Here is a 17,933-nt window from a genome sequence, read left to right as displayed (position 1 = left end):
CCGCGCAGAAAAGCCGCGTCGCCTTCCGACCCGGCCGATGGACGCTCTTCCCGGCCGCCTGATCCCTCAGCCGGTCCATCGCTTCTGGAACGATTGTGCAGCCGGACGCCGTCAGCGCCGCTGCCAAGGTGCCCAGAACGACTCTCCTTGGAAGGAAATCCTAACAACCGGCTGTTCCGGCGATATCTTTTCTCGGGGTACCGCCACGGAGCCACGGAGCGTGCCTCGTCGCGCGCCATGCATCACGGCTATCTTCGAGCCATAAACGCATTGCATCCGGAGCCTGTTTTCATGAAGCGATTTTTCCTTGGCGTTGCCACCGTCGCCGGCCTGTTCCTCGCATCCTCCCAAGCCTGGTCGGCCGACAAACTGCTCAACGCTTCCTATGATGTCGGCCGCGAACTGTTCGTTCAGGTCAACAAGGCCTTCATAGCAGGCCATCCGGGCGTCACCGTCGACCAGTCGCATGCCGGCACCTCGGCGCAGGCACGCGCCATTGCCGAGGGTCTTGGCGCGGATGTCGTCACCTTCAACCAGGTCATCGACATCGACTTCCTGGTCAAGAAGGGTCTCGTCTCCGCCGACTGGCAGAAGGATTTCCCCGACAATGCCTCGCCCTTCTATTCGCTGCCGTCCTTCCTGGTTCGCGCCGGCAACCCCAAGCACATCAAGGACTGGAACGATCTCGTGCGCGACGACGTGCAGGTGATCTTCCCCAACCCGAAAACCTCGGGCAATGCGCGCTACACCTATCTGGCGGCAACCGCCTACGCCAAGGAAGCCTTCAAGGGCGACGACGCCAAGGTGAAGGAATTCATCACCAAGCTGTTCAACAATGTGCCTGTCTTCGACACCGGCGGCCGCGCCGCGACCACAACCTTCGTGCAGCGCGAGATCGGCGACGTGCTGATCACTTTCGAGTCGGAGACACGCGGCATCCGCAAGGAATATGGCGATGACAAGTTCGAGCAGGTCACGCCTTCGGTCAGCCTGCTGGCCGAATTCCCGGTGGCGATCGTCGACAAGGTTGCCGACGAGCACGGCACCCGCGATCTCGCCAAGACCTATCTCGACTTCCTCTACACGCCTGAAGGCCAGGACATCCTCGCCCAGAACGGCAACCGGGTCCGTGACGCAGCCGTCGCCGCCAAATACAAGGCCCAGTTTCCCGATGTCCGCCTGCTGACGGTGGAAGACGTCTTCGGCGGCTGGGACAGGATCCAGAAGGAGCATTTCGCCGCCGGCGGCCTGCTCGACCAGACCTACGGCAGCCGCTGACATCGGCAACATCCGCGATCAATGAGGAAGCCGGCGCTTTGCCGGCTTTTCGTTCCGTCTGCCGCAAACCCGGTTTCCGGCGAAATATCGGCGTCATCTGTGCAAAACGTTACAAAGAATCAACGCGTTTGTGCCTAACGTGCCATTGGACGGCTTGTTTTTGGCGAAACATCATCGTGTGATCAAAACGTCATCATTTGCACACAAACAGTCGCCAGAGGCGAGTGGTTGGGGCTTTATGGGTTGACTCGGGCATGCTGACGAAAAAAGGCAAATACGGCCTCAAGGCCCTCGTGCATCTGTCTGGCCTGCCGGCCGGCCAACTCGCATTCGTCAATGACATTGCGGTCGCCAACAACATCCCGAAGAAATTCCTGGATGCCATCCTTGGCGAGTTGCGCAACGCAGGCTTCGTACAGAGCCGCAAGGGCAAGGAAGGCGGCTATCGCCTCGCCCGGCCAGCTTCCGAAATCAAGATCGGCCATGTCGTGCGCGTGCTTGACGGGCCGCTGGCGCCGATCCCATGCGCCAGCCGCACGCAGTATCAGCGCTGCGAGGACTGCGACGAGGCGACCTGCCAGGTCCGGCACATGATGCTGGAGGTGCGCCAGGCGATCGCAGAAGTGCTCGACAATCGCAGCCTCGCCGCCATGCGCGATGCCGACAATGACGATTTCCCGGTCGAGCTGACGTCGCAAATCTAGACCACCGCGCGACGTTCGCCGTCGCAAGGTTGCGCGGCCCATGCCGGCGCGGTACAGCGGGTTTCGAAGAACAGGATGGACCGATGAGGCTGTCGTGGTTCGCAAAATCCCGCAACCGCAAGCTGCCATCGGCAGCCACATTCCGTACTGAAATCATCGCCGACGTCTTCGTCCCCGACCATGCCGAGGATGTCCGCTTCTTCAGCCGCAAGCTGGTCCACCCTGGCAGGCTTCGCCGTTTCTCGAACAGGGATCTTCGCGAAAGCCTGCTGTCGGTCTTCTATATCACGGTGGCGGCGGCGCTACCGGTGCGCTGGTGGGCGCCGGTCTGCGACCGGGTGTCGAGGTTTCGCCTGAAGCGCCATATGCTCAAGGAATTTACGGACTATGCCGCCGCCACCCGCGCGGTGCTTGGCGACGGCATCGATCCGCGCAAGCTGTTCGAGGCGTTGCTGGCGGCACGCCAGCGCCGCCACCTGCAGTTGGCCGCGCATCTGGTCCCTCGCCGCTGGTCGCCGACGATCCGCCTGGAGGGGCTCGACGGGCTACGCTCAGCTTTGCTTCGCGGCCACGGCGCCATCCTCTGGTGCGACCAGTTCACCGCCCAGACCATGATCGGCAAGCGCGCCCTGCACGAAGCCGGTGTCGAAGCGCATCAGGTGAGCGTCAACACGCACGGTGTTTCCGAAACGGCATTCGGCCTGCGCTTCCTGAACCCACCGCTGGTCAATGTCGAGAACCGGTTTCTCAAGAGTCGGATCGTCTTTGACCGCGACGGCGCCTATCAGGTCACGATCCGCATCCAGAAGATCCTGAAGGAGAATGGTGTGGTGATGATGACCAACACCATCCATGCCGGCTCGACCTTCGCCGAGGTCGCCATGGGCGAGAGCGGCTGGACGTACCTCGCCTCGGCGCCGGCGAATTTCGCCACAAGGGGCAAGACGGCGCTGTTTGCCATGTCGACTTTCGAAGTGGTTCCCTTCCGCGAATACCGGGCCGTCCTGAGCCAGGAGCTGGTGCCGGCGCCATCGACTGTCCCGGCCGCGGGCATGGCCAGGGACGGTGCCAAGAGCATGGCGTTGCAGGCGCGTTACATCCTGCTCAAGCGCGACCGCCTGCTCGAGGCCCTGAAGCTTTACCCCGAGCAGATGATGTCGTGGTCCCGCCACCAGCGGCTGACCGAGCGCCAGGACGGCACCGGCCTCGGCACTGATGATGAAGGCTCATGACCGGCGTATCCAACGGACCGCGTCAGCGACGAGTTCGCCGACCGGGCGCGTCGCGTCGAGCGTCAAGGCCCGCTCATCCACCGCCGGCGGCTCGAGGATGGCGAACTGGCTGTCGACAAGGCTCGCCGGCATGAAATGGCCCTTGCGGTTGCCGACACGCCGCCGCGCGGTGGCAGGATCGATCTCCAGATAGAGGAAGACGATATCCTGCCGGAAGCCGCTCAGGCGCATGCGATAGCTGCGCTTCAGCGCCGAGCAGGCGGCAACCACCCCTTGCCCCTGCCCCACCAGCGTCGCGATGCGCTCGCCGATCGCGTCGAGCCAGCCTTCGCGCAGTTGATCGGTGAGCGGCTCGCCGCTTGCCATGCGGGCGACGTTTTCGGGTGGATGCAGCTTGTCGCCCTCGATGAACACGGCGCCCAGCGCGGCCGCCAGCGCGGTGCCGACGGCTGACTTGCCGCAGCCGGCGACACCCATCACCACGATGGCCGGAGTCACCGAACCGGGAGCGCCCGTCGGCGCCTGTGCTGGCTTTTCGTCCACTGTCAGCGGCTTGCTGGCGCGCGGCCGTAGAGCAACAGCATGGCGACGATGACGACGCCATAGATGATCTGCCGCCCCGCCTCCGGCATCTGCATGACTGAAAGAATGGACTGCAGCAGCGTGATCAGGATAACGCCGGCGACGGTGCCGAGATAGGAGCCGCGCCCGCCGAGGATCGAGGTGCCGCCAAGCACGACAGCCGCGATCGACGGCAACAGATAGGCGTCCCCCATCGATTGCGCCGCCTTGGAGGCATAGCCGGCCAGCAGCACGCCGCCAAAGGCCGACAGACCGCCGGAGACGGCGAAGGCGATCATCACCACACGCCGCGTGTCGATGCCCGAGAGATAGGCGGCGCGCTCGCGGTTGCCGATGCCGTAGACAGTGCGGCCGAAGCTGGTGCGGGTCAGCACGAACACCATCGCCGCGCCGATCAGCGCCCAGATGATGACCGCGTTGGGCACGCCCGGAATGGCAAAACCGGTCGCCAGATAGCGCATCGCGCCCGTCGCGGAATCCTGCGGCGAGAAGCCGCCGGTGTAGACCACCATAAGCCCTTGCGCGACGGCATTGGTGGCCAGCGTGATGATCATCGAGGGGATGCGCAGATAGGCGACGCCGATGCCGTTGACGATGCCGATCAGGACGCCGCAGAAGATGCCGAACGGGATCGCCAGCGCCACGCCGGCCGGACCATAGGCGGCGGCCGCGCAGGCCATCATGGCTCCCGCCGCCACCGACCACGGCACCGACAGGTCGATCTGGCCGAGCAGGATGACCAGCATCATGCCGGTGGCGATGACACCGAGGAACGACGCCACCTTGAGCTGCTGCAGCAGATACTCAGGCGACAGGAAGCTGCGCGAATAGAGGCTGCCGAGAAACAGCAGCAGCACGATGCAGGCGAAGGCGGTGACGACGGCCGGATCGGCGCGGCGGATGAATTTCGGCATGCGTCCGGCAATACCGCCGATGGTCGTTTCGCTCACAGGAACCACTCCAGCCGGTTGCGGACCCTGAACAGGGCGAAGGCGCCGAGGCTGACCGCGACCAAAAGAATAACCCCCTGGAACAAAGGCTGCCAGAGCGGATCGAAATCGAACACGAACAACAGGTCGCCGATGGTACGGAAGGCGAGCGCGCCGAAGATGGCGCCGATGGCGCTACCCTTGCCGCCGAACAGCGAGACGCCACCGAGCACCACGGCGGCGATCGAGAACAGCGTGTAGGCGTTGCCGCTGGCATAGGCCGCATCGCCCGTATAGGTGAAGAAGGTCAGGAACAGCCCGCCGATCGCCGCCAGCAATCCGGCCAGCGTGTAGGCGGCGAACTTGCCGCGTCGGATCGGCACGCCGGACATGTAGGCCGCGGTTTCCGATGATCCCGCCGCATATGCGGCGCGGCCCAGTACCGAGCGGCTGAATGGCACCCAGATCACCAGCACGATGGCAAGCAGGGCAACAATGCTCGCCGGCACCACGTCGAACACGCGGCCCGTCAGCGCATCGGCCAGGTTCTCATTGACGGAACCGCCGGGGAATGGCCGCAGCAGCAGGCCGATGCCGTAATAGACGGCTCCGGTGGCAATGGTGGCGACGATCGGCTGCAGCCGCCCATAGATGACGATGGCGCCGTTGATGGCGCCGCAGAGCAGGCCGACCGCCAGCACGGCGATGACGCCGAGCGTCGTCTGCATCGGCGTACCCACCACCAGCCAGGAAGCCAGGCAGTTGGTCAAAAGGAAGATCATGCCGACGGACAGGTCGATGCCGGCGGTGATCACCACCAGCGTCTGCGCCATGGCGACGAAGGCAAGCAGCACGCCCTTGTTCGCCGCCGTCTGCACGACATTGGCGTTGAAGCCCGCCGGATGGTTCGAGGTATAGATGGCGAACATGGCGATGAAGATGCCGAGCGCCAGCAACGTCCCGCGCTGTTCGGCCAGCCAGTAGCGCCAATCCTTCACGCGTCCGCTCCCTGGGTCACCGGGCTCTCCTCGTCATGGATGTTGAGCGCGCTTGATATCAGCGCCCGCTCGGTAATCTCGGCGCCGACCAGTTCGCGCTTGACCGCGCCGTCATAGAGCACCAGCACACGGTCGCAGCAGCCGATCAGCTCGTCGTAGTCGGTCGAATAGAACAGGATCGCGGCACCGGCATCGGCGAGCTTGCGCATCAGCAGATAGAGCTCCTGTTTGGTGCCCACGTCGATGCCGCGCGTTGGATCGTTGAGCAGGATGATGCGCGGCTGCCGCATCAGCCATTTGGCGATCACCACCTTCTGCTGGTTGCCGCCCGACAGCGCACCGACCGGAATGTCGAGGCCCGCAGTCTTGATCGCAAGCAGGCCGACCATGTCGTCGATCAGCCGCTGCTCGGCGGCGCGGTCGATGATGCCGGCTTTCGACAGCCTGTCGAGGGCGGCGAAGGACAGGTTTTCGCGCACCGTCATCGGCAGCATCAGGCCTTCGGTCTTGCGGTCCTCGGGAATGAGCGCCATGCCGATGCTATCTTCCCGCGCGGCCGCGGGGCTGGCGATGGCGACCGGCCTGCCGTCGATGAGGATCTGGCCCGACAGGCCGCGCAGCACGCCGAAGAAGGCCAGCAGCAACTCGCGCTGGCCCTGGCCGTCGAGGCCACCGAGGCCAACCACCTCGCCCGCCCTGACGGTCAGCGAAATGTCGTGCAGCCGGTCGACCCAGGAGAGCTTGCGGGCTTCGAGAACCGGCGCGGCGGTGACGGGTGCCGCCGCCGGCTTGGGCGGAAAGATATGGCTGTATTCGCGGCCGATCATCAGCTCGACCACTTCATTGTCGCTCTTCGAGCCCGCCGGGTAGCTGGCGACGTTACGGCCGTTGCGAAACACCGTGCACTGGTCGGCCAGTTCGGCGATCTCGTTCATGCGGTGCGAAATGTAGAGCAGCGCCAGCCCTTCCGAGCGCAGCCGCTTGAGCACCGCGAAGATCTTCGAGACGTCCGCCGCCGTCAGCGCCGAAGTCGCCTCGTCGAGAATGAGGATGCGTGGCTTGCGTGCCAGCGCCTTGGCGATCTCGACCATCTGCCGGCGCGACAGCGGCAGGTCCTTCACCAGCGCCAACGGATGGATGTCGGCAGCACCCGCACGCGCCAGCGCCTCTTCCGCCATGCGGCGCTGCGCCTTGCGGTCGATCATGCCGAAGCGTTTCGGCGGATCGGAAATGACGATGTTGTCAGCGACGCTGAGTTCGGGGACCAGCGACAGCTCCTGGAAGATGCAGACGATGCCGGCCTTGTTGGCCGCACCGGGTGAAGCGAATGTCACCTCGCGGCCGTCCAGCATCATACGGCCCTCGTCGGGCGCCACGACACCGGCCATGACCTTGATCAGCGTCGATTTGCCGGCGCCGTTTTCGCCCAGGATGGCATGGATGCTGCCGGCAGAGACCGACAGATCGGCCTTCTCCAGCGCCCGCACGCCTCCATAGCGCTTGGATATGCCTTCCATGCGCAAGAGCGGAACCGCGCCGTCCATCAGCCCTCCCAGGCATTTGCGATTGACATCAGGCAACCGATGCCGCGGGTTTTCTCCCGCGGCATCGGCTGGTCAGACTATTTGTTTTCCTTGGTCTGGCCCATGATCTCCTGCGCGGTGAAATTGATGCCGCAGGTCGGGAAGGAGTTGCCGACGAAGAAGTTGTCGGACTGGTCGGGGAAGAAATCCTGGCCTTCCTTGAAGTTCGGGTCCTCGACAATGGCGAGCGGCAGCTTCACCGATTGCGGCACGACATTGCCCTCGAGCGCGGCAATCGCTGTCTTGATGGCAACCGCCACCTGGGCGGGGCCGGTGCCGGCCGAAGAGCACTTCAATCCGTCGCCGGCATGCGCGGCGCAAAATTTGCGGAAGCCGTTTTCGGTCTCGCCGCCGAACGGAACGAACGGATGCTTGGCATCGATCATCGCCTGCACGATGCCGGTATCGCCACCTTGCCCGGTGATGCCGTCGAAGGGCCCGTTGGTGGCAATCGCGTCGGCCGTCGCCTTCTGGGCCACGCCATCGTCCCACTTGCCGACGACCTCGGTGACGTCCCACTTCTTGCCGGACGCGTCGAAGACCTCGTGGATGCCGGCATGACGATCCGTATCGACGGAAGTGCCGGCAACGCCGCGTACCTCGAGGACCTTGCCGCCATTGGGCACATGCGAGACCAGCCACTTGCCCCACAATTCGCCAAGGCCCTTCTGGTCGACGTTGACGTTGATGGCGTCCTTGGTGTCGAGGATGTTGTCGAAGGCGACCAGCACGACGCCGGCTTCCTTGGCGCGCTTGATGACCGGCCCGAACGCGGTCGGGTTCTGTGCGTTGACGACGATCGCGTCAAAACCGGAATCGATGAAGTTGTTGATTGCGGAGATCTGCGCCGGCACATCTTCGCCGGTCGATACGACCTTGAATTCCTTCAGCTTCGCGGCAACGTCCTTCTGTGCCGCATAGGCCTTGGCGGTCTGCACCATCTGGATACGCCAGGTGTTGGCGATATAGCCGTTGGCAAGCGCGATGCGATACGGGCCGTCCTTCTTGGGAAACTTGAAGAACTGGGTGTCGGCTGCCCACGGTGCGAAGCAATCCGGCTCGGCAGCCGGGCCCTTGACGACTTCCGGGCCCGCGGCGATCGCCGACGAGCTCAACATGACGAATGCAGTGGCGGCAACGATGCCACCAACAAGTGACTTGATCATCGATATTCCTCCCAGTTGCAGTTCTGATTGTTGTTTCGCTTTGCGAAGTCTCGCGCGATGGGCCGGCACCTCCTGCCTTGCCAAGCACGTTTTGGTCGCCGGTGATGGCCGACCCGGTCCCTCCCCTCGTCGTCGCCAGCACGGCGAAAACTATCATATTATCCATAATAAACAAGAATTACTTGTCACTTATGTATAATAAACAGGCGCTACCCTCCACTTTTCACACCTGTTCAACCCGAATGGTAGCGCTACCAAATCAGCCTGTAAACCGGCATTCGCACAGTCGCTTCTGTGTGTTTCAACGAGCGGAGCTCTCGCGGCGCTTGAGCTCGAAGCCAAGGTCGACGACCCGTTGTTCCGGCCTGTTGCCGGCGATCGCCGCCAGTGCCATGGCGACAGCGCGCCGGCCGATCTCATAGCGGTGGGTGCGGACGCTGGTGATCGAGGGAAACGCCACCTGCATCATGTCGAGGTCGTTGAAGCCGACGATGCCAATCGTCTTCGGCACGGCGATCGAGGCGCGATGGCATTCGAACAGCACGCCGAGCGCGATGTCGTCATTGTTGCAGAACACCGCGTCGAGCGTCGGCACCTTGGCCAGCGCGTCGCGGAACATTTCACGCCCGAGCGACACGCTGGATGGCACCGGCGTGGTGGTAACAAGGCGTGGATCGAACAGGCCGGCGGCCTCCATCGCCGCGCGATACCCTGCCAGGCGCCGCTGCGAGCGCGGGTCCATGCGCGCGCCGATGAAGCCGATCCGGCGGTAACCAACTTCGAGCAAGTGTTCGGTGGCCGTCCTGCCGCCATCGAAATGCGAGAAGCCAACCATCATGTCGACCGGATCGGGTCCGGTCTCCATGACCTGAACCACAGGGCAGCCGGCATTCTCCAGCAATTTCCTTGAGGTTGGCGTCTGGTCGATGCCGGCCACGATCAGCGCTGCCGGCCGTTGCGGCGCGAACACCTGCAGCAGCCGCTCTTCCTCGAGGCCGGAATAATGGGTGTTGCCGAGCTGGATGCGGAACGGGCTGTCCGACAGGCTGTCATAGATGCCGCGCACCACCTCGGCAAAGACGTTGTTGGTGAGCGACGGCACCAGCACGCCGAACACCTCGGCGCGCGCCGAGGCCAGCGCCCGCGCATTCGGGTCCGGCACATAGCCGAGTTCGTCGACGGCGGCCTGGATCTGGCGGCGCAGTTCTTCCGAGACGCGCTCCGGTTCGCGCAAGGCGCGCGACACGGTTATGGCACCGACGCCGGCCTTGCGCGCGACATCGGCAATCGTTGGGCGGCCGCCGCCGCGGCGTGAGCGCGGCTTGATCAAGGGGGCGCTCCACGCGGCAGACGCATGCCGCCACGCGCTCGCGAAACCAAGTTCAGCGTCTTTGCCACTGTCGCCATGCCAAACCGGCCTGATGCCGCACCCACCCGGTTTCTGGGGTCGCGCAGCCTTGGGTGGTTGTCAAGCCGCGCGGCTCCCTGGCGATATGGCGGAGACACGCTTTCAGGCCATCACGGCGGCCGTGCGCCTTGCCTTCCATACCAACAGCCCGATCGCCAGCAGGTTCAGCACATTCCAGGCGATACCATTGAGGAAGGCCGCGGCATAGGAGCCGGTCAGGTCGTAGATCCAGCCCGACATCCAGCCGCCGATCGCCATGCCGAAGATGGTGGCCATCATGACGATACCGATACGCTGGCCTGCCTCTTTGGCCGGCATGTAGTCACGCACGATGATCGCGTAACAAGGTACGATGCCGCCTTGCGACAGGCCGAACACCAGCGACACGACATAGAGTGAGGCGAGCCCGTCGAAGGGAATGTAGAACAGCAATGACAGGCACTGCAGCACCGAACCGATCAGCAGTGTCTTCACGCCGCCAATGCGGTCGGCAATGAAGCCGGACGCCAGCCGACTGGCGACGCCGCCTGCCATCATGATCGACAGCATGTCGGCACCGTGCGCCACGCCGTAGCCGAGATCCATGCAATAGGCGACGATATGCACCTGCGGCATCGACATCGCCACGCAGCAGCCGAGGCCGGCGACGACCAGCAGCACCTGCAAGGCAGCCGGCGACAGCGAGATCGGCTGCACCGGCCGGCTTCCCGGCGAGCCGGCGGCGGCCGCCTCCGGAGCGCCACGCCGCAGCATCAGCACCAGCGGCACCATGGTCACCAGGCAGAAAACACCGATGGCTGCATAGGTGATGCGCCAGCCTTCCGCCTTCATCAGCGCCGGCATGATGGTCGGCCAGATCGCTCCGGCAAGGTAATTGCCGGCCGCCGCCGCGGTCACCGCGACACCGCGCCGGCGGTTGAACCAGTGCGAGATATCGGCGATCAGCGGCCCGAAGATCACCGAGGTGCCGACACCGATCAGTACGCCCTGGGCCAGGGTGAACTGCAGGATCGAGGTCGACAGCGCCGCGAGCAAAAGCCCGGCGGCGAGCGCGATCGAGGAGAGCAGCGCCGGGATCCAGTAGCCCATGCGGTCGATGGCGCGGCCGATCAGCACGTTGCCGGCGGCAAAGCCGACCATGGTGGCGGTATAGGGCATAGAGGCCGCGGCGCGATCAACGCCGAACTCGGCCTGCACGGCCGGCAGCACCACGACCACCGCCCACATGCCGACGGCGCCGATCGTCGCCAGCAGCATCGAGATGGCAAGCCGCATCCAGGCATAGGTGCTGTCGATGCCGGGGCTCGGCCGGCTGGTATCGGTTCGGGTCAAGGCGTTTCCTGTCGGCGGTCTCGAAAACCGGCTGCCGTTTGCACCACTATCGGCGCATTCGCCGCGCGCAGCAGCGCCACAGCGGGCAAATCCGTGGCTCCAGACTTCCCACGCGGAACCGACGCCAATGTGCGGAGTTTTCCGGCAAGCCACCCTGCAAGGGAGTCCTGCCATGACCGCGAAGAAGAAATGGTCGGCCGAGGTGACCGAACATAGCGACGCGATGGATCTCGAGGATCACATCTTTGAATCCGACGACGCCAGGAAGATCGCCGCCTCTCTCAAGCGATCCGCCGAACACAGCCACCGGCGCAAGGCCGAACCCTTCCAGTCGGCGATGTCGATGCTGAATTTCTACATCAACCGCGCCGGCAAGAACCTGCCCGCCAGGCGCAAGCAGGTGCTCGAGGACGCCAAGGACGAACTGCGCACCGCCTTTGGGCGTGACAAGGAAGGTTAGTCGCCATCGCCACCCTTTACCCCCTGCAGGCTGGGCGTCGTCCCGAGGCTGCCAGGGTCTGGCGGGCATGACAGTCAGGATGGGCATCAATCCCGTCCGTCACACGCCATTCGACAAGGGAATCCACGCGCCGGCTATGGCGAAGCCTTCGTCGACGACCTGCACCACTACTGGGACTGGCAATCGAATTACCTGGAGCGGATGACGCCGTCGGTGTTGGCGAGCAGCTTGCGCACCGCGTTGCGCGCCGCGTCCGGGCGCTGCAGCCGGATGTTCCTTTCGATCGCCTCATGCAGCTTCTGCGCATGATTGAGATCGTCCACGGCCCGGGTGGTGAACGCGAACAGATGATCGAAGGCGGATTCGATCAGCACGCCGAGCGGCACCAGAAGATCGTTACCTGAGGCGCGCAGGATCGCCAGATGGAACCGGGTGTCGGCGCGGGTGCGCTCCTGCAGGCTTGCTGCCTCGCCCATCTCGCGGCAGGCCTGGCTGATCTCGGCCATCTGCTCGTCGGTCCGCCGCATGGCGGCAAACGCGGTCGCTTCCGGCTCGATGATGTGGCGAAACTCCTGCACGGTCTTCAGGAACACTTCGCGGTCCGGCGAGGTCGCGTACCAGGCGAGCACATCGCGGTCGAGGAGATTCCAGCGTTCCTTCGGCTCGACCCAGCTGCCGATCTTGGGGCGCGAGGCCAAAAGGCTCTTGGCCATCAGCATCTTGATCGCCTCGCGCACCGCCGAGCGGCTGACGCTGAAGGTCTCCGACCATTTGGCTTCATTGGGCAGGATGGTGCCGGGCGGATAGTCGCCGCGCACGATCCTCAGGCCAATCTCGCTGGCCAGCGACGTGTGCACGCTGGCGCCCGGAATACGCGCCGCGTCGGGCCGGCGAACGCCGGTCTTGCGCTCGGCGGCGGCTGCCGCCTTAGACGGCGATTTTTCCTTGTTCGGCTTCGCGTCCCGCATGGGCACCAGAAAGTCCGGTTTGAGCAGGCTGTCAAGCGCGGCAAGCGGATTGGGCCGCAAAGCCGGCCGCTGTGCACAATTCAACCCCGATTTGCTGCCGCGCTCAGGCGGTCTTGACGTATTTGCGCCAGCTATGCTCCGGGCGGAAGCCGAGCATGTCGCGCGCCTTGCGGTTCGACAGCAGCGTCTCGTATTCGCCAAGTTCGCCCTTGACCGGGACGCCAGGATAGAACCGCTGCAAGAGTTCGGCCGTCGGCAGGTCCGAAGAGGTGTCGTCATTGGCGGCATTGAATACCTGGAAGCCGAGCCCGTCCTTCTCAATGGCGCGCAGCGTGATCTGGCCAAGGTCACGCGCATCGACATAGCTCCACGCGATCCGCTTGCGGAAACCCGGATCGGCGAACCATTTCGGAAACAGCGAATATTCATGCGGTTCGATGACGTTGCCGATACGCAAGGCATAGATGTCGGTGCCATTGCGCTGCGCGAAGGCACGGGCCGTCTTCTCGTTGACGATCTTGGACAGCGCGTAGCTGTCCATCGGGTCGACGTCATATTCTTCGTCGAGCGGGAAATATTTGGGGTCGCGCGGCTCGTTGGCGAACACCAGTCCATAGGTCGTCTCGCTGGAGGCGATGATGACCTTGCGGATGCCGAGCTTCACCGCCGCCTCGATGACATTGTAGGTGCCGAGCGCATTGATGCGGAACACTTCATTGTCGGGTGTGATCATGATGCGCGGGATGGCGGCGAAATGCACCACGGCATCGACCGGCTGGGCGCGCAGCGACGGGTCGAACTCATGCAGGCCCATATAGCTCGACAGCGCGTTGAACACCTGCCCGCTGTCGGTGATGTCGGTGATCAGCGTGCGCACCTTGGGATTGTCGAGCGGCTTGGTGTCGATGTTGAGCACCTGGCAGCCCTGCTCGACCAGATATTGCACGACATGTCGCCCCGCCTTGCCGCTGCCGCCGGTGAACATGATCCGTTTCGCCATTTTGCTCTCCACATCCTCTGAGATTTATGTGTATTGTCAGACAATAAGGCATTCCGCAATCACCTGCCACCGCCTGCGGCAAAAACCCGCCTGAACCCCCTCGCCCGCGAAATGGCAGGGCTGAATATCAATCATTGCAACCAGGACGACACGACATGAACACGACCGCCGCGAGCGAAAAGATCGGCTTCATCGGCCTTGGCCTGATGGGACACGGGATCGCCAAGAACATCGTCGACAAGGGCTACAGCCTGACCTTTCTCGGCCGCAAGAACCGCAAGCCCGCGGAGGACTTGGCTAGCCGGGGCGCCGTGGAAGCGGCCACCTCGCGCGACGTGGCAGCGGCATCCGACATCGTCTTCATCTGCGTCACCGGATCGCGCGAGGTCGAGGCCATCATTCGCGGTCCCGGCGGCCTCAAGGAGGGCTTGAAGAAAGGCTCGGTCGTCGTCGACTGCTCGACCTCCGATCCCGTCTCGACGGTGGCGATTGCCGCCGAGCTCAAGGCACTCGGCATCGACTATGTCGATGCACCGCTGAGCCGCACGCCGAAGGAAGCCTGGGAAGGCACGCTCGATGCCATGGTCGGCGCGCCGGACGCGGTCTTTGCGCGGCTGAAGCCGGTGCTCGAAACCTGGGCTGGACGTATCGTCCATATCGGCGACACCGGCGACGGCCACCGCATGAAGCTGCTCAACAACTTCATTTCGCTGGGCTACGCCGCGATCTATTCCGAGGCGTTGGCGCTGGCGCAGAAGGTCGGCATCTCGCCGCCGCGCTTCGACAGTGTCATCCGCAACGGCCGCATGGATTGCGGCTTCTACCAGACCTTCATGCGCTGGACGCTGGAGGGCGACCGCGACGCCCACAAATTCTCCATCGCCAACGCCTTCAAGGACCTGACCTATCTCGAATCGATGGCGGGCGCTGCCGGCATCGCCAACCCGCTCGGCAATGCCACCAAGAATTCCTTCGCCGGCGCCCATGCCACCGGTCCGGCCGAGCAGTTCGTGCCGATGCTGGCCACGCACATCGCCAAGGTCAACGGCGTCGACCTGATGCCGACCAAGGATGGCAAGAAACAGACGATTTGAGGGATCGCCGAGCGCGGGCGCCAATCACCGCCTCGACCGCCCGATGCCGTCGTCGGTGTTGGCCAGCAGCTTGTGCACGGCACTGCGCGCGGCTGCTGGACGCCGCAGGCGGATGTTCTTCTCGATCGCCTCATGCAGCTTCTGTGCCTGGCGCTGATCGCCGACCTGTTGCGTCGTGAACGCGAAGAGATGATCGAGCGCCGACTCGATCAGCACACCGAGCGGCACCAGAAGGTCGTTGCCGGAGGCGCGCAGGATGGCGAGATGGAAGCGCGTGTCGGCGCGGATACGCTCCGGCAGGCTCAAGGCCTCGCCCATCTCGCGGCAGGCCAGGCTGATCTCGGCCATCTGCTCGTCGCTGTGCCGCATGGCGGCGAAGGCCGATGCTTCCGGTTCGATGATGTGGCGGAACTCCTGCACGGTGCGCAGGAAAGCCTCACGGTCGGGCGCGGTCGCGTACCAGGCCAGCACATCGCGATCGAGCAGGTTCCAGCGCTCTTTCGGTTCGACCCAGCTGCCGATCTTGGGGCGTGACGCCAAAAGGCTCTTGGCCATCAGCATCTTGATGGCTTCACGCACCGCTGACCGGCTGACATTGAAGGTCTGCGCCCATTTGGCCTCGTTGGGCAGGATCGTGCCGGGCGGGTAGTCGCCACGCACGATCCTCAGGCCAATCTCGCTGGCCAGCGAGGCATGGACGCTCGCTCCAGGCACATGCGCCGCACCGGCACTGCGCACGGCGGCCGGATGGCGCCTGGTTTGCGCCTTGCTCCGGCTGGCCCGCTTCTTTGACTTTTCGTCCGGCATCCACGTTCCAATACGTCGGCCGTCTGTCGTCCGGAATGATCCGAACCTGCGCGGCGCGCCGATCTCGTTGCCGAAAAATCCAAATCGTGGGCGCGCCAAAGCCGGAGCCTGTTGCCCCAACCATGGCGTCCCGTTCGAGAGTTGACGGAGCGCCCGTTGCCGGGCGCCCCGAAATCGAGAACCTACTTCTGGATGCAGGTGTCGACCGTGTCCTTGGTGCATTCGTCGAGACCGGTGAACACCGGATCGGCGACGGCCTTGCCTTCGATGAGATCAATCATCACCGACGGTGCCTTGTAGCCCATTTCGAACGGCCGCTGGCCGACCAGCGCGGTCACAAGGCCGTCCTTGGCGATCGCCACTTCGTCGCCGATCGTGTCGGCGGCGCCGATGACGAAGTCGTTGCTGGCCAGCTTGTCCTTCAGCGGTCCGACCAGATCACGATAGGGCTGCGGCGCGCCAAACAGCGGCCAACCGCCCATGATGCCGAACGCATCGAGCTTGGGATTGGCTGCGAGGATGTCGGTCATCGCCTGCACGCCCTTGGCGCCGTCGTCATTGGTGAACACCGGGCAGCCGGCGACTTCGGTCCAGCCACCTTCACCGGCAAGTGCCGCGAGGCCTTCCTTGCCGGTCAGGGCGTCACGCATGCCTTGCGCGCGGCGCAGGATGTTGTCGGCCGCCGGGTTGCCCTCGATGGTGCAGATCGTGCCGCCATTCGGCTTTGCCTTCTTGATGTATTCGCCGATCTTCTTGCCCATCAGGTAATTGTCGGTGCCGAGATAGGTCTTGCGCAGCGCGGCATCTTCCTTGCTGAGGTCGGCATCGACGGTCATGATCGGGATCGTCGGATTGGCGGTCTTGATCGTCTGCGCGATCAGCGGTGCGTTGGACGGCGAAATCGCCATCGCCACGGTGTCGGCCTTGCTCAGCATATCCTGGACGATCTGCGCCTCGCCGGCTTCGTCGGAAGTCGACGCCGGACCGGTGTAGAAGCACTCATATTCCGAGCTGGCGTTTTCCTTGTTCCACTTCTCGCAGCCCTGGTGGATGGCTTCGAAGAACGGATTGTCGAGACCCTTCACCACGATGACGAGCTGTTTCTTGGCTAATGCCGGCCCGGCGCCAAGCGCCATCATGGCGGCAGCGGCGAGCAAAAGTGATTTCCTCATGTCAGTCCTCCCTTGAAACAGACGGACACGGCGTGCCCGCCACACAAATCGACCGGACGCGTGATGACAGAGGTTCGTTTCGCGAGCACTCGTGTCGCCAAGACAGATCGATAAGCATTTCCAGATGCGGCTTTGGACCGGCTCAAACACAGAGTGCCGCCGGAACCTCGACCGATAAATCTGCGCCGATTCCGCCGGGCGAACCGCCCGAAGGGATCGGCATAATCTCCTCCGATGCTTAGCTAATATCGGCTCGACGCCAACGTCAATGCTATTTGTCCTACAAAACGGATTTTTGAAATAGTCCGACCTCGATTCGTCCGACAATTGATTGACGCGCGCCGGCTTTTGCGTAAAAGAACGCTAACGCTGTTTCCGGGAGGAGCTGGGGAAAGCGAAGGCCAAAGCAGCGCCGGCATCCACGCCGGGAACAGCAGCGGGTCGCAAGGCACGGGGAGGCAGCAGGCTGGTGGCGGTTCTCGAACTCACCAATATATCGAAGCATTTCGGCGCCATCCAGGCGGTCAACGACGTGTCGCTGTCGATCGAGCCCGGCCAGGTGGTCGGCCTGATGGGCGACAATGGCGCCGGCAAGTCGACGCTGGTCAAGATGATCGCCGGCAATTTCCGCCCCAGCCATGGCGCCATGCAGATGGACGGCAAGGAACTGATCCTGCACAAGCCCGTCGAGGCGCGGCAGCACGGCATCGAGATCGTCCACCAGGACCTCGCTCTGTGCAACAACCTGACCGCGGCGGCGAATGTCTACCTCGGCCGCGAACTGCGCAAGGGTGTTGGCCCGTTCCGCATTCTCGACTATGCCGCGATGTACAAGCGCGCCGGCCAGATCTTCGCCGAATTGAAGTCCGAAACCCGCCCACGCGACCTCGTCAAGCAGATGTCCGGTGGTCAGCGCCAGGCGGTGGCGATCGCCCGCACCATGCTGTCGCAAGCCAAGATCGTGCTGATGGACGAGCCGACGGCGGCGATCTCGGTGCGGCAGGTGGCGGAAGTGCTGAACCTGATCCGCCATCTGCGCGACCAGGGCATATCAGTCGTGCTGATCAGCCACCGCATGCCCGACGTCTTCACCGTCGCCGACCGCGTCATCGTCATGCGGCGCGGCCGCAAGGTCGCCGACAAGACGATCGCGTCGAGCTCGCCCGAGGAAGTCACCGGGCTGATCACCGGCGCCATCGAACAGGTTTGATTTCAGGCGT

17 protein-coding genes are annotated in these 17,933 nt (G+C 63.9%); 6 read left to right on the top strand and 11 right to left on the bottom strand.

Annotated elements, in window-relative coordinates; genetic code table 11:
* Nucleotides 1-291 precede the first annotated feature (291 nt).
* The 3 genes from NR193_RS25985 to NR193_RS25975 all read left to right on the top strand — a co-directional run bounded on the left by NR193_RS25985 (nt 292) and on the right by NR193_RS25975 (nt 3,214).
* Nucleotides 292-1,278 (top strand): sulfate ABC transporter substrate-binding protein, encoded by a 987-nt coding sequence (locus NR193_RS25985; RefSeq protein WP_256753600.1) that lies wholly within the window; start codon nt 292-294, stop codon nt 1,276-1,278.
* A gap of 254 nt (nt 1,279-1,532) precedes the next feature.
* On the top strand, nt 1,533-1,982 hold the full coding sequence (locus NR193_RS25980) for an Rrf2 family transcriptional regulator (RefSeq protein WP_013530871.1): 450 nt from the start codon (nt 1,533-1,535) through the stop codon (nt 1,980-1,982).
* Nucleotides 1,983-2,065: 83 nt separating this feature from the next.
* Nucleotides 2,066-3,214 carry a hypothetical protein gene (locus NR193_RS25975; RefSeq protein ID WP_256753599.1) on the top strand — a complete coding sequence of 383 codons (1,149 nt, stop codon included), beginning with the start codon at nt 2,066-2,068 and terminating at the stop codon, nt 3,212-3,214.
* Here NR193_RS25975 and NR193_RS25970 read toward each other — a convergent pair.
* From NR193_RS25970 to NR193_RS25940, 7 genes are all read right to left on the bottom strand, one after another.
* Nucleotides 3,209-3,757 carry a gluconokinase gene (locus NR193_RS25970; RefSeq protein WP_256753598.1) on the bottom strand — a complete coding sequence of 183 codons (549 nt, stop codon included), beginning with the start codon at nt 3,755-3,757 and terminating at the stop codon, nt 3,209-3,211. The genes NR193_RS25975 and NR193_RS25970 overlap by 6 nt on opposite strands.
* 2 nt (nt 3,758-3,759) lie before the next feature.
* The gene (locus NR193_RS25965; RefSeq protein ID WP_256753597.1) at nt 3,760-4,746 is read right to left on the bottom strand and encodes an ABC transporter permease; all 987 of its coding nucleotides are present in this window, start codon (nt 4,744-4,746) and stop codon (nt 3,760-3,762) included.
* On the bottom strand, nt 4,743-5,723 hold the full coding sequence (locus NR193_RS25960) for an ABC transporter permease (RefSeq protein ID WP_256753596.1): 981 nt from the start codon (nt 5,721-5,723) through the stop codon (nt 4,743-4,745). Before NR193_RS25960 ends, NR193_RS25965 begins: the two co-directional genes overlap by 4 nt.
* Nucleotides 5,720-7,267: a sugar ABC transporter ATP-binding protein gene (locus NR193_RS25955; protein WP_256753595.1), complete on the bottom strand. Its 1,548-nt coding sequence runs from the start codon at nt 7,265-7,267 to the stop codon at nt 5,720-5,722. Before NR193_RS25955 ends, NR193_RS25960 begins: the two co-directional genes overlap by 4 nt.
* A gap of 77 nt (nt 7,268-7,344) precedes the next feature.
* Nucleotides 7,345-8,472 carry a sugar ABC transporter substrate-binding protein gene (locus NR193_RS25950; RefSeq protein WP_256753594.1) on the bottom strand — a complete coding sequence of 376 codons (1,128 nt, stop codon included), beginning with the start codon at nt 8,470-8,472 and terminating at the stop codon, nt 7,345-7,347.
* A 301-nt stretch (nt 8,473-8,773) separates the two neighbouring features.
* On the bottom strand, nt 8,774-9,802 hold the full coding sequence (locus tag NR193_RS25945; protein ID WP_256753593.1) for a LacI family DNA-binding transcriptional regulator: 1,029 nt from the start codon (nt 9,800-9,802) through the stop codon (nt 8,774-8,776).
* Between the two features lie 180 nt (nt 9,803-9,982).
* Nucleotides 9,983-11,212 carry an MFS transporter gene (locus tag NR193_RS25940; RefSeq protein ID WP_256753592.1) on the bottom strand — a complete coding sequence of 410 codons (1,230 nt, stop codon included), beginning with the start codon at nt 11,210-11,212 and terminating at the stop codon, nt 9,983-9,985.
* 172 nt (nt 11,213-11,384) lie between these two features.
* On the opposite strand from NR193_RS25940, the gene NR193_RS25935 reads away from it, so the two are divergent.
* On the top strand, nt 11,385-11,672 hold the full coding sequence (locus tag NR193_RS25935) for a DUF3175 domain-containing protein (RefSeq protein WP_256753591.1): 288 nt from the start codon (nt 11,385-11,387) through the stop codon (nt 11,670-11,672).
* Nucleotides 11,673-11,860: 188 nt separating this feature from the next.
* On the opposite strand, the gene NR193_RS25930 is transcribed toward NR193_RS25935, so the two are convergent.
* Both NR193_RS25930 and NR193_RS25925 read right to left on the bottom strand, forming a co-directional pair.
* Nucleotides 11,861-12,640, bottom strand: a complete 780-nt coding sequence (locus tag NR193_RS25930) for a FadR/GntR family transcriptional regulator (protein WP_256753604.1) — start codon at nt 12,638-12,640, stop codon at nt 11,861-11,863.
* A gap of 103 nt (nt 12,641-12,743) precedes the next feature.
* A complete protein-coding gene (locus NR193_RS25925) occupies nt 12,744-13,640 on the bottom strand; it encodes an NAD(P)-dependent oxidoreductase (protein ID WP_256753590.1) in 897 nt (298 codons plus the stop codon).
* A 155-nt stretch (nt 13,641-13,795) separates the two neighbouring features.
* On the opposite strand from NR193_RS25925, the gene NR193_RS25920 reads away from it, so the two are divergent.
* Nucleotides 13,796-14,734, top strand: a complete 939-nt coding sequence (locus NR193_RS25920; RefSeq protein WP_256753589.1) for an NAD(P)-dependent oxidoreductase — start codon at nt 13,796-13,798, stop codon at nt 14,732-14,734.
* Nucleotides 14,735-14,758: 24 nt separating this feature from the next.
* Here the strand turns inward: NR193_RS25920 and NR193_RS25915 are convergent, their stop codons facing one another.
* On the bottom strand, nt 14,759-15,541 hold the full coding sequence (locus tag NR193_RS25915) for a FadR/GntR family transcriptional regulator (protein ID WP_256753588.1): 783 nt from the start codon (nt 15,539-15,541) through the stop codon (nt 14,759-14,761).
* Nucleotides 15,542-15,723: 182 nt separating this feature from the next.
* Nucleotides 15,724-16,713, bottom strand: coding sequence for a sugar-binding protein (locus NR193_RS25910; RefSeq protein WP_256753587.1), 990 nt, complete (start codon nt 16,711-16,713; stop codon nt 15,724-15,726).
* A 469-nt stretch (nt 16,714-17,182) separates the two neighbouring features.
* Between NR193_RS25910 and NR193_RS25905 the strand changes: the two genes are divergently transcribed.
* Nucleotides 17,183-17,923, top strand: a complete 741-nt coding sequence (locus tag NR193_RS25905; RefSeq protein WP_256753586.1) for an ATP-binding cassette domain-containing protein — start codon at nt 17,183-17,185, stop codon at nt 17,921-17,923.
* Nucleotides 17,924-17,933: the final 10 nt, after the last annotated feature.

Origin of the sequence: Mesorhizobium sp. Mes31 (genome assembly GCF_024519675.1) — a bacterium.
Lineage (GTDB): Bacteria > Pseudomonadota > Alphaproteobacteria > Rhizobiales > Rhizobiaceae > Mesorhizobium.
The sequence above is the reverse complement of the archived record's forward strand: the minus strand, read 5'-3'. Positions and strand labels throughout refer to the sequence as shown.

Excerpts from the sequence above, each read along its gene's own strand:
- NR193_RS25985 (WP_256753600.1), top strand. The coding sequence starts at position 292 with ATGAAGCGATTTTTCCTTGGCGTTGCCACCGTCGCCGGCCTGTTCCTC.
- NR193_RS25950 (WP_256753594.1), bottom strand. The coding sequence starts at position 8,472 with ATGATCAAGTCACTTGTTGGTGGCATCGTTGCCGCCACTGCATTCGTC.
- NR193_RS25920 (WP_256753589.1), top strand. The coding sequence starts at position 13,796 with ATGAACACGACCGCCGCGAGCGAAAAGATCGGCTTCATCGGCCTTGGC.
- NR193_RS25930 (WP_256753604.1), bottom strand. The coding sequence starts at position 12,640 with ATGCGGGACGCGAAGCCGAACAAGGAAAAATCGCCGTCTAAGGCGGCA.
- NR193_RS25975 (WP_256753599.1), top strand. The coding sequence starts at position 2,066 with ATGAGGCTGTCGTGGTTCGCAAAATCCCGCAACCGCAAGCTGCCATCG.
- NR193_RS25915 (WP_256753588.1), bottom strand. The coding sequence starts at position 15,541 with ATGCCGGACGAAAAGTCAAAGAAGCGGGCCAGCCGGAGCAAGGCGCAA.
- NR193_RS25910 (WP_256753587.1), bottom strand. The coding sequence starts at position 16,713 with ATGAGGAAATCACTTTTGCTCGCCGCTGCCGCCATGATGGCGCTTGGC.
- NR193_RS25935 (WP_256753591.1), top strand. The coding sequence starts at position 11,385 with ATGACCGCGAAGAAGAAATGGTCGGCCGAGGTGACCGAACATAGCGAC.
- NR193_RS25955 (WP_256753595.1), bottom strand. The coding sequence starts at position 7,267 with ATGGACGGCGCGGTTCCGCTCTTGCGCATGGAAGGCATATCCAAGCGC.
- NR193_RS25925 (WP_256753590.1), bottom strand. The coding sequence starts at position 13,640 with ATGGCGAAACGGATCATGTTCACCGGCGGCAGCGGCAAGGCGGGGCGA.
- NR193_RS25980 (WP_013530871.1), top strand. The coding sequence starts at position 1,533 with ATGCTGACGAAAAAAGGCAAATACGGCCTCAAGGCCCTCGTGCATCTG.